The sequence below is a fragment of the Nocardia sp. NPDC050412 genome (assembly GCF_044458825.1).
Taxonomy (GTDB): Bacteria; Actinomycetota; Actinomycetes; order Mycobacteriales; family Mycobacteriaceae; genus Nocardia.
The window spans coordinates 290,735-304,634 of the sequence record NZ_JBITIJ010000011.1 but is presented as its reverse complement, the minus strand read 5'-3'; the positions used below and the strand labels follow the sequence as shown (position 1 = coordinate 304,634).

Here is a 13,900-nt window from a genome sequence, read left to right as displayed (position 1 = left end):
GGTGTGAGCCATCGCATGAGTGGGTACCCGGGTTGACGGAAGGAAAGGGCTCTCACGCATGCACCGACTTCGTCACGGCGATACCGGTCCAGCCGTCGCCGAGGTTCGGAGCACCCTGGCAAGTCTCGGGTTTCTGCATACGCACTCCGCCGCGACAGATCACACTGATGCGCGAGAGTACTGGATGGACACCGACGCTTCGTTCGATCGCCAGCTCGACTCGGCGGTTCGCGCCTTCCAACAGCACCGCGGCCTGCTGGTAGACGGCGTTGTCGGGCCGGCCACCTACCGCGCGCTGAAGGAAGCCTCATATCGCCTGGGTGCCCGCACGTTGATCTACCAGCTCTCGGCGCCGCTCTACGGCGACGATGTGGCAACCCTGCAGCGTCGGCTACAGGACCTCGGTTTCTATGTGCACCGCGTCGACGGTTACTTCGGCCCGCACACTCATGAGGCGCTCACCGCATTCCAGCGGGAGATCGGCTTGGCGGCGGACGGCATCTGCGGTCCGGATACGCTGCGTTCGCTGGAGTTGCTCGGGGCGCGCGTCACCGGCGGTAATCCGCATCGGATCGCCGAGGAAGAGGTCGTGCACCGGGCTGGGCCGCAGTTGACCGGTAAGCGCATCGTCATCGATCCCGGCCTCGGCGGCCCCGATAAGGGCTTCGCAGTGCCTACGGAATACGGCGATGTCTACGAGTCGGAGATCCTCTGGGATCTGGCCAGCAGGCTGGAGGGCCGGATGGCCGCCACCGGCATGGAAACCTTCCTGTCGCGGCCGTGGGGGGCCAATCCGACCGATGCCGAGCGCGCCGATACCTCCAATGCCTTCGACGCCGATCTGATGATCTCGCTGCGCTGTGCGACGAATCCGAGCCCGTCCGCCAACGGTGTCGCGAGCTTCCACTTCGGCAATTCGCACGGTTCGGTATCGATGATCGGCCAGGTGCTCGCCGGCTTCATCCAGCGGGAGGTGGTCGCGCGAACCTCTTTGCAGGACTGCCGAACTCACGCGCGCACCTGGGATCTATTGCGGCTCACCAAGATGCCGACCGTCCAGGTCGATATCGGTTATCTCACAAATGAATACGACGCGACGATACTCGCCAACCCGCGGGTGCGCGATGTGATCGCCGAGGCCATCCTCATCTCGGTGAAGCGGCTGTATCTGCTCGGCCAGGACGATCAGCCAACAGGCACATACACTTTCGCCGAATTGCTCGCGGAGGAACTGGCCGCCGCCGACCGGATGTAGTGAATTACCCTCTGACTCAATAGATTACAAATACTTCCGATACGAGTGCGCCCCAGCCGAAACCGTCGGCAGGGGCGCACTGTTATTGGTCCGGAGCCTCAGGGTGCTCCAACGCGGAACGGGACCGTCAGGGAGGCGGCGGCGAGCAGCTGATCGAGCGCGCGCTCGACATCTTCCTTCCAGCCATGATCGGAGTCGAGCTCCAAACGCAGCCGGGGGAAACGATGATGCGGCGCCACCACTTCGAAGCCCACGTCCTCCAGGAAGTCGGCCTCGATCATGCAGGTCGCCGGCGAACATTCGGTCGCCTTACCGGCCGAGGCCGCGTCCCGGACCGGTGACCCGATCCGCTCCATCAGCCGCATCGAGCCGAGCGAACGATCCGACATCGCGGTCGCCGGGGGATCGGTGCGAATCCCGAAGGCCTCCAACGCACGTACACCACGACGCACCAGATCGGCCACCACAGCCGTCATGAGGCGTTGGGCTATGTCGGCATCCTGATACGGGAATTCGGCCCGCAGCGTGGTCAGCAGGACCGCATCCGGGCTGACCGGCGATGTGGGGAAGAGGCCGGCACGGGGGACCGCGCTCGGTGGCGAATACAGCGCACACCCCGCGATATTGCCGTCCACGTTCGCGACCTGACCGCACGAACCCCACTCCAGCATGACCGTGGACAGCCAAGCCTCCTTCTCGAAGACCGGATCGCTGAACTCACGGGAGGTCGCGGCCACGGCCGGATCGATCTCCCAGAACACGCAACGCCGCGCATGCGCGGGTAACTTGTCGAGCCCGCCGAGGGTTAGTGCTGTGACGCTGGTCGACACCGCTTTGCTCAGCCTCCAGCTATCCGATTCATCCACACTCACGCTGCATTCACTCGCCAGCAAGAATATGCGATCAAAGCGAACCCGCCTCATTCCACGTCGCAGTGTTTGATTGCGGCGTTTCCGGGGCCCTGCGTGGTTACGCAAGCTACCGCCTCCGGGCCCGTCGTTCACGCCGCTGTGATGTTGGTAAGGAGCCGCTCCGTAGGCCGATTTTCTGCGCCGTCACAGTGACGTTTCGACGCCGAACACCCTGCCTACCGGAAACACGCGGCCATTTTTGCCACTTCTGTCACTTACCGAGCTGCTGCTGCTCCATCATGCCCACGATGCGTTCGAGGTCTTCGACCGAACCGAATTCGACGACGATCTTGCCCTTCCGCTTGCCGAGGCTCACGGTGACGCGAGTGTCGAAGGATTCCGACAGCCGCTCGGCCACATCCTGCAAACCCGGCATATGAATCGGCTTGCGTCGGGATGCAGGGGGAGCGGCCTTATCCGGATCCCGGTTCGCCAGGGTGACGGCTTCCTCGGTGGCCCGGACCGACAATCCCTCGGCAACGATGCGGGCGGCGAGTACCTCTTGGGCATCGGCGCCTGCCTCGAGACCGAGCAGCGCACGAGCGTGTCCGGCGGAAAGTACGCCGGCCGCAACCCGGCGCTGCACCGGGATCGGCAGTTTCAACAGGCGAATCATATTCGTCACTACCGGTCGGGATCGACCGATTCGGGCGGCCAATTCCTCATGGGTGACATCGAACTCCTCGAGCAGCTGCTGATAGGCTGCCGCCTCTTCGAGCGGGTTCAGCTGCACCCGGTGGATGTTCTCCAAGAGGGCGTCCCGCAGCATCGCGTCGTCCGCGGTCTCCCGGACAATAGCCGGAATCGCCGCCAGCCCGGCCTCCTGGCAAGCGCGCCAACGACGCTCGCCCATGACGATCTGATACTTGTCCACCCCCGGCTCGAGCCGACGCACCACGATGGGCTGCATCAGGCCGAATTCCTTGATGGAGTGCACCAGTTCGGCGAGCGCCTCTTCCTCGAAGACGTGGCGCGGCTGCTTGGGATTCGGTTCGATCTGCTCGGGCGGGATTTCGCGGTAGGTCGCACCGCCATCCGACAGCTGCTCATCGCTGGGGTCGGGGACCCGATGCAGGAAGGCGGAGGCCGGTTGCGGTCCGATCGGGTCGACACCGATGACGACATTGGCGGCGGCACTGCCGAGTCCGGGTGTGGCACCGAGTCCCGGTGTGGCCGCCGGCCCCGTCGGAATCAACGCGGCAAGTCCGCGGCCTAGCCCGCCCTTCTTCGCCTGAGTCATCGGCTACCGACCCTTTCCTCGTTCGTCACTGCGCGCGTTCCGCCGCACCCGGCCGAATCGCCGTGCGCGCGGCCATTTCGCGACCGGCGTCCAGATAACTCATCGCACCCCGGGAGCCTGGATCATAATCGAGTACCGTCATGCCATAGCCCGGCGCCTCGGAGACCTTCACACTGCGGGGGATGACCGACTTCAGCACCACATCGCCGAAGTGCCCGCGCACCTCCTCGGCGACCTGATCGGCCAACTTGGTCCGGCCGTCGTACATCGTGAGAATCACCGTCGAGACATGTAGTTCGGGATTCAGATGCGCCTGCACCAGACCGATATTGCGGAGCAGCTGTCCGACACCCTCCAGCGCGTAGTACTCGCACTGGATCGGGATCAGCACCTCCCTGGCGGCGACGAGCGCGTTGACGGTGAGCAGGCCGAGTGACGGCGGGCAGTCGATCATCACGTAATCGATGTCGTAGCCGGCGATATTGGCCTCCTGGATGGCGGCCTTGAGTCGCCCCTCCCTGGCCACCATGGAAACCAATTCGATCTCGGCACCGGCCAGATCAATGGTCGCCGGAATGCACAACAGGCGCTCGCTGTGCGGACTCTGCTGAATCGCCTCCCGCACCGACACCTCGCCGATGAGGAGTTCATAACTCGACGGGACACCCGAGTGATGTTCGATGCCCAGGGCGGTGCTGGCATTGCCCTGGGGATCGAGGTCGATCACGAGAACCGTCATCCCGGTATGCGCCAGGGCGGCCGCAAGATTCACGGCAGTTGTCGTCTTCCCGACGCCACCCTTCTGATTGGCGATGGTGATGATCCGTTGCTCGTGCGGTTTCGGCACTGTCACCTTTCCTGGATGCAATATCTGGCTTGCACGTTGGGCTTCGGCCGCTATCGGGGTCTCACTGGGGGAGATGTGCCCGAACGGTGTGCTTCCGAATGCCTCCGCATCCAAGGTGCTGGAGTCCAGCATCCCCGGCACGCGCGACGTTGTTTCCCGTGAAACATTCGCCGGACCGCTCGACATAGACAGCTCCTAACGCGAGAACCTCAGATCACGTGCGCCCGACCGAATTCGGCGCCGTGTCATCACTAGCTGTGTCGGATCGAACTTGATGCTCAATCGGGACCGCGGCGCCCGATCGACCGAGCGGAGCTCCCGCCGCTGCGACACCCACATCCTCCGTGGCACCAACGCTCACGCCCGACGTTCACTAGCTTGCCAGCAGTCAGCGCGATAAGAAAGCTGAATCGCGGCAATGCGCAAAGGACACGCGAATCTGGACCGAATCATGTCGTTGCGAACAAGATTGACGCACCCGACTCGCTGTTTCACATGAAACACGAAGCTCCGGACCGACACCGCAGCTCGCTTCACATGAAACACGAAGCTCCGGATCAACCCCGGCGTTCGGTTTCACATGAAACATGAAGCTCCGACACCGCGGCTCGGCTTCATATCAAACACGAAGCACCGGACCGACTGACTCGAACGTCGGCTTCACATGAAACACGAACCTCCAGTCCGACACTGCGGTTCCGCTTCGGATGAAACATGAAGCACGCGACCGACACCGCGGTTTGGCTTCACATGAACACGAACCTCCGGACAGGCCCAGCGGTTTGGCTTCACATGAAACACGAAGCTTCGGACCAACGCCCGAGTTCAGTTTCATGTGAAACACGAAGCACCGGACTGACTGACTCGAACGTCGGTTTCATATGAAACGCGAACCTCCAGTCCGACACTGCGGCTCGGCTTCGGATGAAACACGAAGCTTCGGACCAACGCCCGAGTTCGGCTTCACATGAAGCACGAAGCTACAGTCCGACACCGCGGCCCGGCTTCACATGAAACACCAAGCACCGGACCGACTCGAACTTCGGTTTCACATGAAACGTTGGGGATCGAGACGCGTCCGGCGCCGCATTACAGAATGATCCGGGCGCGCAATTCCAATGGGTTTCCGGAGATTCCGGCGTTACAGCCGATGCGCCTCAGCGTCGGCAGCGCTATCCGAGGGGAACTCGGGGCGGAAGCAGGTTTGCCATGCCCGTCGCTCTCGTGGCGAATGAGCCTCGCGCAATGGGGATCATCGGTTTCCCCATCCAATGGCACCAGGTTCGAATCGTCACGTGAAGTTTGGTGTCGCGGCTACGACAGCATCGGCGCCCAGGCACGCCGTTTCACATGAAACATTGCCGCGAATCGGATAGTGCTACTTCGACTTCCGCGTCGACCTGCCGCCCCGACGGGAGGGACGCTCGGCGCGCGGCAGCCGCTCGGCACTGATCACCAGAGTGGGGGTGGAGACGAGTCCGGCGCCACACTCCAGCACGGTCGCATTTCCGGCACCCGCCTTAGCCAATGCCTCACCGTCGCGCTCGAGTTCTTCGGCCGCGCTGACTCCCTTCAGCGCGAGCATCCGTCCATGATCGCGCAACAGGGGGAGCGACCACTGCGCTAGCTTCGCCAGCGGAGCGACCGCGCGGGAGGTCACCACATCGGCGCCGCCCGCTTCCTTCGTCACACCCGACTGCTCCGCCCGACCGCGCACCACGGTCACATCGAGTCCGGCCGACTCGATGAATTCGCTCAGAAAGATGGTGCGCCGCAAGAGCGGCTCCACCAAGGTGATCCGGAGATCCGGGCGTGCGATCGCCAAGGGGATTCCGGGTAATCCGGCGCCGCTGCCGATATCGACAACCGTGGCGCCCTCCGCCATCAACTCCCCGACCACCGCACAGTTGAGAATGTGCCGATCCCATAGCCTCGGCACCTCGCGGGGACCGATCAGTCCGCGCTCGACACCGGCGGCGGCGAGGGCGGCACAGTACCGACGCGCGAGATCCAGCCGGTCTCCGAAAACCACCGCGGCCGCGGCCGGGGGCTCCAGCTCATTCGGCAACGCGGTGATGCCACCGAGATCTCGTTCCACGTGAAACATCCTTCCGAACTCGAGTCGATCAGTGCGGCGATGGGGCCGGGGGAGGGGAGAGCATCCGAGACATGAAGAGGGCCTCCGGTCCGAAGACCGGAGGCCCTAATCCAATCACAGAGCGCGATTCAGGCAGGCACCACGACGACGTGCCGATTCGGCTCAACACCCTCGCTCTCGCTGCCGACACCGTCGACGGCGGCGACCGCGTCATGCACGATCTTCCGCTCGAACGGAGTCATCGGCGCCAACGGCTCCGGCTTACCGGATTCCAGCACCCGCTGCGCGGCGGCGGTGCCAAGCGCACTCAACTCCGAGCGACGCTTGGCACGCCAGCCCGCCACATCGAGCATGAGCCGACTGCGCACCCCGGTCGTCTGCTGCACGGCCAGTCGGGTCAGCTCCTGCAGTGCATCGAGGACCTCGCCGTTACGGCCGACCAGCTTCGAGAGATCGCGGCCGCCATCGATACTCACCACGGCACGGTCGCCCTCGACATCGAGATCGATATCGCCATCGAAGTCGAGCACATCGAGCAACTGCTCAAGATAGTCGCCCGCGATTTCCCCCTCTTCGATGAGAGCTTCCTCAGCATCGTTCGCGGCCTCGGTGGATTCGGCCCCCGCATCGGCTTCGCCGTTCACCATCGTCGTCGTCGCCACAGTGGCGTCCCCTCCGTCGGTTTCAACAGTCATTTGATTTCCTTCATCTGCTCATCGCGCGCGACCGGCGACCGGCGCCGATCGGAGAACGCGAACAGGGTTGCTCAGAGATCCCACAGGCTCGCGATGTGTCAGCGCCGTCGCTTCTGATTGGGTCGCCCGCGATTGCCCGGTCGCTTCTGTCCGCCCGAGCGCCGCTGTCCCGCCTTGGTCGGGGACTTCGCGGTGCCGTTCGTCGACGGTGCCGCGTCGACCGTATCCACGGCATCGGCATTCGCATCGACGGGTGTCTCATCGGCGGGTGACTGCTTCTTCTTGACATTGACCGGCTTCGCACCGGGCTTCGGCGCGTTCTGCGCGCGCTGCTCCAGCTTCTGCTGCTTCTTGACTTCCTCTTCCTTCGCCATGCGGCCGAAGACGAGGTGCTGCTGTCCGTAGGTCCAGATGTTATTGGAGACCCAGTAGAGCAGGATGGCGATCGGCAGGAAGGGACCACCGACCAGCACGCCGAGCGGGAACACCCACAGCGCGAGCTTGTTCATCATGGCCGACTGCGGATTGGCCGCAGCCTCCGGACTCTGCCGGGCAACCGAGGCGCGCGCGTTGAAGTGCGTCGCCAGGCCGGCGATCACCATCAGCGGGATGGAGACCAGCGCGATGCTCAGCTTGGTCGGCACACCGCCGTAATCGGCGAAGGCCTGCAGCTGGCTCGGTGGGCTGGTGATGTAGGCCGAGATCGGGGCGCCGAAGATACGCGCGCTCAGGAAGGACTGGACATCGGTGGCGCTGAAGACGTAGTTCGGCGTGTGCGCATTGTCGTAGGCCGACATGCTGAGCTGGCCGATGCCGGTGCCGGTGCGGTTGAACGAGCGCAACACATGGAACAGACCGAGGAAGACCGGCACCTGCGCCAGAATCGGCAGGCAGCCCATCAACGGGTTGAAGCCGTGATCCTTCTGCAGCTTCTGCATCTCGGTCGCCATCTTCTGGCGATCGTTCTTGTACTTCTTCTGCAGCTCCTTGATCTGGGGCTGGAGCTCCTGCATCTGCTTGGTGGTGCGCACCTGCTTGACGAACGGCTTGTATAGCACCAGGCGCAGCGTGAACACCAGGAACACCACGGCCAGTGCCCAGGTGAGACCGTTGTCCGCGCCGAACGCGAACCCGAAGACCCGATGCCAGAACCAGAGGATCCAGGACACCGGATAATAAATGAAGTCGAGCACGGCTCTATGCACTCCCGTCGTTCGTATCGCCGATCACCGCGCGCGGTGATCCTTTACAAGCGTGTGGCGCCGAGGCCTGCTGGTCGGCGGCTGACTCGTTCCGTTCGCGTTTTTTTCGCTCCGGAACGGGATCCCACCCACCAGGGTGCCAGGGTGCGCATTTCGCCAATCGCACGACCGTCAATCCGAGGCCGAAGAACAGGCCGCGAGTGCGTAACGCGGTCACCGCGTACTCGCTACAGGTCGGGGTGAAACGGCACACCGGCAGGCGCATGGGGGAGACATACGTCCGGTAGAGCTCGATCAGGAAGATCACCGTGTTCGCGGGTAGCCGAGCAACGGTGGAGCGCGCACTCATCCCGCACCGGCCACGGTAGCCGATGGACCGACGATATCGAGCTTGCGCAGCGCGCCGCGCAGCTGACGGAGCAACTCTGTCGAGTCGGTGGTCGCGGCGCCGGGCAATGCGCGGATCACGATATCGGCATCGGCGGGTAGCTCGGCGATCACCTGACCGCACATATGACGCAGGCGGCGGGCGACGCGGTGTCGTATCACCGCGTTGCCCACCGCCTTGCTGACAATCAATCCGAACCGCGGACCGCCCACGCGGACCAACGATCCGGCCCCTGCCGCATCGCTTCGTCGTCCACTCGCGCCCATGCTTCCGTCATACCCGTGCACGAGCACGTGTACGACCAGATCTCGCCTCCCGATTCGCTGGCCGCGGCGCACCGTCCGGGAGAAGTCGGCACGATGATGCAACCGATACGGCTCAGGCAACACCCGAGCGTCCGAGAGCGAGGATCAGGCAGTAAGGGACTTGCGGCCCTTGCCGCGACGCGCGGAAACGATGGCGCGACCAGCGCGGGTGCGCATCCGGAGACGGAAGCCGTGGACCCGCGCCCGACGACGGTTGTTCGGCTGGAACGTCCGCTTGCCCTTGGCCACGGTCAACACTCCTCGAGTAGGTGGGCACCGTTCGGCGCCCAAAGTTTGTCGGTGATACGTCTTTGCGCGATGAATCGCGAGGTGGTCATCATCGATGCGCGTCGGTCCTGGCGCACGAGGTCGATACGACCTGCCACGGTCAGCACAGGACCGCCACCGCACCAAGGGGTGACTGTACGAGGGTACTGATCGGCAAAGTGCGGGTCAAACTCGGCCCACCCGTCGCATGGTCTGCTCGGAACGGCTCCACTGAGTCACGCATCCTGGGTATAACCGTGAGTTCGTCCACACCCCTAGCCGTCGGCCGTCGCACCAGCTAAGGCGCGTAGCCAGAAGATTGCTGCAGAACCGCAGGTCCAGGTCGTATAGCGGCGGAGCGCAACCTCGTTTCACATTTCCCCAGGGTTCTCCACATCTGTGGATAATTGTGTGGAAAGACCCCTGGAGTGGCATATTCGTAGGGCCGACGGTGCCACGCCGCCGCCCGGATGGGGGACCCGGGCAGCGTCCGAACCGGTTACGGACGTACGCGGGATCACAAACATCGGCTCATCCATGGCCGATACTCCGCAGGCTCCGACCGTCTGCTCCTATCGCCTACTTCCGGGGAGGAAACTGCATGGACGACGAGCAGAACGTGTTGGCCACCGTATGGCCGGAGGTGGTCGCCGAGCTCACCACCGGCTCGGCCGATGGTGCCATCCCGCCGGTGTCCCGGGCACAGCAGGCCTGGCTCAAACTGGTCAAGCCGCTGACCGTGGCGCAGGGCTTCGCCTTGCTCTCGGTGCCATCGTCGTTGGCCCAGGAGGCCATCGAACGCGATCTGCGCGAACCCATTCTGCGCTCCCTGGGCCGTCGTCTCGGTCCACAGGTCGAGGGCCTCGGCGTCCGGATCGCGGCACCGGCGACGCAGCCGATCGAACGTCCCGGCAACAATCCCCGCCACGCGCGCATGACGAGTCGGCCCGAACGTGGCCGCGACAGCGGGCGCGGGCCGGCCGGTTTTCCCGCACCCGACTATCCCGGACGCAACGACTACGCCCCGCCGCGTTATGCACAGCCCAACGATTATCCGGCGACTCCCGACTATTCGGGCGGACCGGGCTACTCGGCGGCACCCGACTACGAGACCGCGCCCGATTACCCGGGCGCACCGGACTACTTGCCGGTGCCCGGATATGAAGTGGCTGGGGAGTATCCAACCGACGAATACCCGAGCCGTGGCGACTATCCGAGCCAGACCAACGGCGAACGGCCGGAGCACCCGCCCACGCCCCGGCGCGAATCCGGACTCCCGCCGCGACGCGATTCTGTGCCGCCCGGACAGGAGTCACTGTTCAACCCGGAGCCGACACCGGAACCGGTGCGGGCACAGGGCCGCGCGCCGACGCGGGAGGCTGCGCCCCCACGGGATTCCCGGCCGAGCGCTGATCCGGCCATCGCGGCCGCGCACGAATCGGTCCGCGAGCCGCTCTCGGACAACTCACACGACGACGAACCGATCGTCAATGTGCGCAATTCGTGGCCCACCTACTTCACCAAGTCGCAGGAGAATCCGGCACCGTCGAATTCCTCGGCGAGCCTGAATGCGAAGTACACCTTCGAGACCTTCGTCATCGGCGCGTCCAATCGCTTCGCGCACGCAGCCGCGGTCGCGATCGCGGAGGCGCCCGCACGCGCCTACAACCCGCTGTTCGTCTGGGGCGCCTCGGGTCTGGGCAAGACCCATCTGCTGCACGCGGCTGGACACTATGCCCAGCGGCTGTTCCCCGGCATGCGGGTGAAGTACGTATCAACCGAGGAATTCACCAACGACTTCATCAACAGTCTGCGTGACGACCGGAAGGTGGCGTTCAAGCGCCGCTACCGCGAGACCGACATTCTGCTGGTCGACGACATCCAGTTCATCGAGGGCAAGGAAGGTATCCAGGAGGAGTTCTTCCACACCTTCAACACCCTGCACAACGCCAATAAGCAGATCGTCGTGTCCTCGGATCGGCCACCCAAACAGCTCGCCACGCTGGAAGAGCGGCTGCGGACCCGGTTCGAATGGGGACTGATCACCGATGTGCAGCCGCCGGAGTTGGAGACGCGCATCGCGATTCTGCGCAAGAAGGCGCGGATGGACCGGCTCGACGTACCGCACGACGTGCTGGAGCTGATCGCGAGTCGGGTCGAGCGCAATATCCGTGAGCTCGAGGGTGCGCTGATCCGGGTGACGGCCTTTGCCTCGCTGAACGGCCAGCCACTGGATCTGCCATTGGCCGAGGTCGTACTGCGCGATCTCATGCCGGATACCGCGACGTTGGAGATCAATGCGGCGACGATCATGGCCGTCACCGCCGAATACTTCAACACCACGCTCGAAGAGCTGACCGGGCCCGGTAAGGCCCGGCCGCTGGCCCAAGCCCGACAGATCGCCATGTATCTGTGCCGGGAACTAACCGATCTATCGCTGCCCAAGATCGGCCAGGCCTTCGGTCGCGACCACACCACGGTCATGTACGCAGAGAAGAAAGTGCGCAAGGAGATGACCGAGCGGCGGCGCGTATACGACCAAGTACAAGAACTAACAGCCCGGATTAAACAGCGTTCGCGCTGACCCGGTACTAACACCCCGGCACCGCCCCTGACCTGGGGCGGTGCTTTTTTATGCCCTGTGGAGTCCTCGAGGAATTCTTGTGGAGTCCTCGAGGAAACTGCGAGTTGTGCACCGGTTCGTCCACAGGTTGTGCGCCTGATCGCGGATCGGTTGCTAACAGGTGTGGAATCAACAGAGTCCACAGCCAACTCCACACACAGGCCTTGACCAGCGATGTCTCGGTCAGCAGCTTGTGGAATCCTCGAGGATTCCATGTGGAGTCCTCGAGGATTCCACGAGCTATCCACGATTCGGTGCACACGTGTGAACAACCTGGTGAATCAGGTGGAACAACTCGAGGAGCACTCGAGGATGAATGAGGAACAACCTCGCAGCTTCCACAACCCCCATCCGTTCATCCTCGAGTCACCCAGTGGTCATCCCCAGCGCACCACGCCCGCAGACCTGCGGATTCGCCCGCAGTCCACAGATTCCACAGTGCCTACTACTACTTCAGGTCTTCTTCTAGAAGATCTCTCTTCAAAACAGGGTGTGTGGAAAGTCGGTCGGGGAGCATCGGCATCCGAGCCACTCGCTCAGACAAGCAAGGAGAAGACGCGGCGACACATCCGCGCGATTCACCCGGAGCTGTTCTCCTTGCTCGATATTTCGGAGCGCGGATCGTCTTCGCTACACAGAACAACCGGAGGGTCGGGCTAGGTTCAGCTGCTCCGGACGAGTACGGTTCAATGTCGGTCGCCTATGCCAGACTGCAAGGCGGCAGGTACAGCACCCCTTTTTCGAGAATCAACGCTGACGAAGCCGACAGAGATCACGGAACCGGGAGAGGACAGATCGGGCGATGGAGCTGGCGAGTATGAAATTTCGGGTCGCCCGAGAGGATTTCGCCGAGTCCGTTGCATGGGTGGCGCGCAGCCTCCCGTCACGGCCTCCGGTGCCCGTACTCGGCGGTGTTCTACTCGTGGCAGGTGAGGACGGACTCACCGTCTCCGGATTCGACTACGAGGTCTCCGCGCAGATGCGCGTCGCGGCCGAGGTCGCCGGCCCGGGTGAGGTGCTCGTCTCCGGCCGACTGCTCGCGGATATCACCAAGGCGCTGTCCAATAAGCCCGTCGATGTCGCCGTCGAGGGCACCCGCGTGCTGATCACGTGTGGCAGTGCGAAATTCTCGCTGCCGACCATGCCGGTCGAGGACTATCCCCAGCTGCCCGAGGTGCCCCAGCAGACCGGTGAGCTGAGCGTGGATGTCTTCGCCGAGGCGGTCGGCCAGGTCGCGGTCGCCGCTGGGCGCGACGACACACTGCCGATGCTCACCGGTATCCGCGTCGAGATCGAGGGGCCGCAGGTCGTACTCGCGGCCACCGACCGATTCCGCCTGGCGGTCCGGCACATCGAATGGCAGCCGGCCCGCACCGATATCGAGACCTCGGTGCTCATTCCGGCGCGGACCCTGTCGGAGGCCGCGAAAACGCTGGGCCCATCCGACGCTCCCGTGCAGCTTTCGCTCGGCACCGGCGGTGGCGCGGATGGTCTGCTCGGCATCGTGAATGCGGGCCGCAGGACCACCACCCGTCTGCTCGACGCGGAATTCCCCAAGTTCCGGCAATTGCTCCCCAAGGAACACACCTCGATCGCCACCCTCCCGGTCGCCACGCTGACCGACGCCATCAAGCGCGTCGCGCTGGTCGCCGAGCGCGGTGCCCAGGTCCGGCTGGAATTCACCGACGAGGGGCTGCTGCTTTCGGCGGGCGGTGATGACGCGGGCCGTGCCGAGGAGTGGTTGGAGGCCGAATTCCGCGGTGAGGCACTGACAATCGCGTTCAATCCTGGCTATCTCATTGACGGACTCTCCGCGCTGCACGCCGATCGGGTCACCTTCGGCTTCACCACGCCGAGCCGCCCCGCGGTACTGCTGCCCGCGAGCGACGAGGAACCCAAGGTGACGGAGTCGGGTGCGTTCGTGGCACTGGAGAGCGCGTACATCTACCTGTTGATGCCGGTTCGGTTGCCGGGCTGAGCATCGGCGGCGATGCGATTTATCCACAGTTCGTCCACAGGCAGTGGATGGACCACAAGATGTTGTGGTCTGGGTCCGATTAGTCGCCATC

At 64.0% G+C, this 13,900-nt stretch carries 12 protein-coding genes; 3 read left to right on the top strand and 9 right to left on the bottom strand.

Translation table 11 applies throughout. From position 1 onward, the window contains the following. Positions 1–58: 58 nt before the first annotated feature. The gene (locus ACIBI6_RS29390; protein ID WP_364350744.1) at positions 59–1,255 is read left to right on the top strand and encodes an N-acetylmuramoyl-L-alanine amidase; all 1,197 of its coding nucleotides are present in this window, start codon (positions 59–61) and stop codon (positions 1,253–1,255) included. A 98-nt stretch (positions 1,256–1,353) separates the two neighbouring features. Here the strand turns inward: ACIBI6_RS29390 and ACIBI6_RS29385 are convergent, their stop codons facing one another. The 9 genes from ACIBI6_RS29385 to rpmH form a co-directional block, all read right to left on the bottom strand. Continuing rightward, positions 1,354–2,085 carry a GNAT family N-acetyltransferase gene (locus ACIBI6_RS29385; protein WP_364351112.1) on the bottom strand — a complete coding sequence of 244 codons (732 nt, stop codon included), beginning with the start codon at positions 2,083–2,085 and terminating at the stop codon, positions 1,354–1,356. 292 nt (positions 2,086–2,377) lie between these two features. Next, a complete protein-coding gene (locus ACIBI6_RS29380; RefSeq protein ID WP_396958506.1) occupies positions 2,378–3,406 on the bottom strand; it encodes a ParB/RepB/Spo0J family partition protein in 1,029 nt (342 codons plus the stop codon). 25 nt (positions 3,407–3,431) lie between these two features. Continuing rightward, positions 3,432–4,385 carry a ParA family protein gene (locus tag ACIBI6_RS29375; RefSeq protein WP_396958531.1) on the bottom strand — a complete coding sequence of 318 codons (954 nt, stop codon included), beginning with the start codon at positions 4,383–4,385 and terminating at the stop codon, positions 3,432–3,434. A 1,246-nt stretch (positions 4,386–5,631) separates the two neighbouring features. After that, the gene (gene rsmG / locus ACIBI6_RS29370) at positions 5,632–6,360 is read right to left on the bottom strand and encodes a 16S rRNA (guanine(527)-N(7))-methyltransferase RsmG (RefSeq protein WP_364350753.1); all 729 of its coding nucleotides are present in this window, start codon (positions 6,358–6,360) and stop codon (positions 5,632–5,634) included. Positions 6,361–6,479: 119 nt separating this feature from the next. After that, complete coding sequence (locus tag ACIBI6_RS29365) at positions 6,480–6,998, bottom strand: protein jag (RefSeq protein ID WP_364351115.1); 519 nt, start codon at positions 6,996–6,998, stop codon at positions 6,480–6,482. A gap of 146 nt (positions 6,999–7,144) precedes the next feature. Continuing rightward, positions 7,145–8,239, bottom strand: coding sequence for a membrane protein insertase YidC (yidC, locus tag ACIBI6_RS29360; protein WP_364350756.1), 1,095 nt, complete (start codon positions 8,237–8,239; stop codon positions 7,145–7,147). A gap of 4 nt (positions 8,240–8,243) precedes the next feature. Next, the gene (gene yidD, locus ACIBI6_RS29355; RefSeq protein WP_396958504.1) at positions 8,244–8,597 is read right to left on the bottom strand and encodes a membrane protein insertion efficiency factor YidD; all 354 of its coding nucleotides are present in this window, start codon (positions 8,595–8,597) and stop codon (positions 8,244–8,246) included. Further along, entirely contained in the window at positions 8,594–9,025 is a 432-nt protein-coding gene (gene rnpA / locus ACIBI6_RS29350; protein ID WP_364350762.1) for a ribonuclease P protein component, read from the bottom strand. Before rnpA ends, yidD begins: the two co-directional genes overlap by 4 nt. A 21-nt stretch (positions 9,026–9,046) precedes the next feature. Then, complete coding sequence (gene rpmH, locus ACIBI6_RS29345) at positions 9,047–9,190, bottom strand: 50S ribosomal protein L34 (protein WP_083898281.1); 144 nt, start codon at positions 9,188–9,190, stop codon at positions 9,047–9,049. A 619-nt stretch (positions 9,191–9,809) separates the two neighbouring features. Between rpmH and dnaA the strand changes: the two genes are divergently transcribed. Together dnaA and dnaN are read left to right on the top strand one after the other, a co-directional pair. Beyond that, positions 9,810–11,792 carry a chromosomal replication initiator protein DnaA gene (gene dnaA / locus ACIBI6_RS29340; protein ID WP_364350767.1) on the top strand — a complete coding sequence of 661 codons (1,983 nt, stop codon included), beginning with the start codon at positions 9,810–9,812 and terminating at the stop codon, positions 11,790–11,792. 841 nt (positions 11,793–12,633) lie between these two features. Continuing rightward, entirely contained in the window at positions 12,634–13,809 is a 1,176-nt protein-coding gene (gene dnaN / locus ACIBI6_RS29335; RefSeq protein WP_364350770.1) for a DNA polymerase III subunit beta, read from the top strand. Positions 13,810–13,900: the final 91 nt, after the last annotated feature.

Bases quoted from the DNA above. Each gene is read 5' to 3' on its own strand.
- ACIBI6_RS29390 (WP_364350744.1), top strand. From the start codon at position 59: ATGCACCGACTTCGTCACGGCGATACCGGTCCAGCCGTCGCCGAGGTT.
- ACIBI6_RS29380 (WP_396958506.1), bottom strand. From the start codon at position 3,406: ATGACTCAGGCGAAGAAGGGCGGGCTAGGCCGCGGACTTGCCGCGTTG.
- ACIBI6_RS29375 (WP_396958531.1), bottom strand. From the start codon at position 4,385: ATGCTGGACTCCAGCACCTTGGATGCGGAGGCATTCGGAAGCACACCG.
- rsmG (WP_364350753.1), bottom strand. From the start codon at position 6,360: ATGTTTCACGTGGAACGAGATCTCGGTGGCATCACCGCGTTGCCGAAT.
- ACIBI6_RS29365 (WP_364351115.1), bottom strand. From the start codon at position 6,998: ATGGTGAACGGCGAAGCCGATGCGGGGGCCGAATCCACCGAGGCCGCG.
- yidD (WP_396958504.1), bottom strand. From the start codon at position 8,597: ATGAGTGCGCGCTCCACCGTTGCTCGGCTACCCGCGAACACGGTGATC.
- dnaA (WP_364350767.1), top strand. From the start codon at position 9,810: ATGGACGACGAGCAGAACGTGTTGGCCACCGTATGGCCGGAGGTGGTC.
- dnaN (WP_364350770.1), top strand. From the start codon at position 12,634: ATGGAGCTGGCGAGTATGAAATTTCGGGTCGCCCGAGAGGATTTCGCC.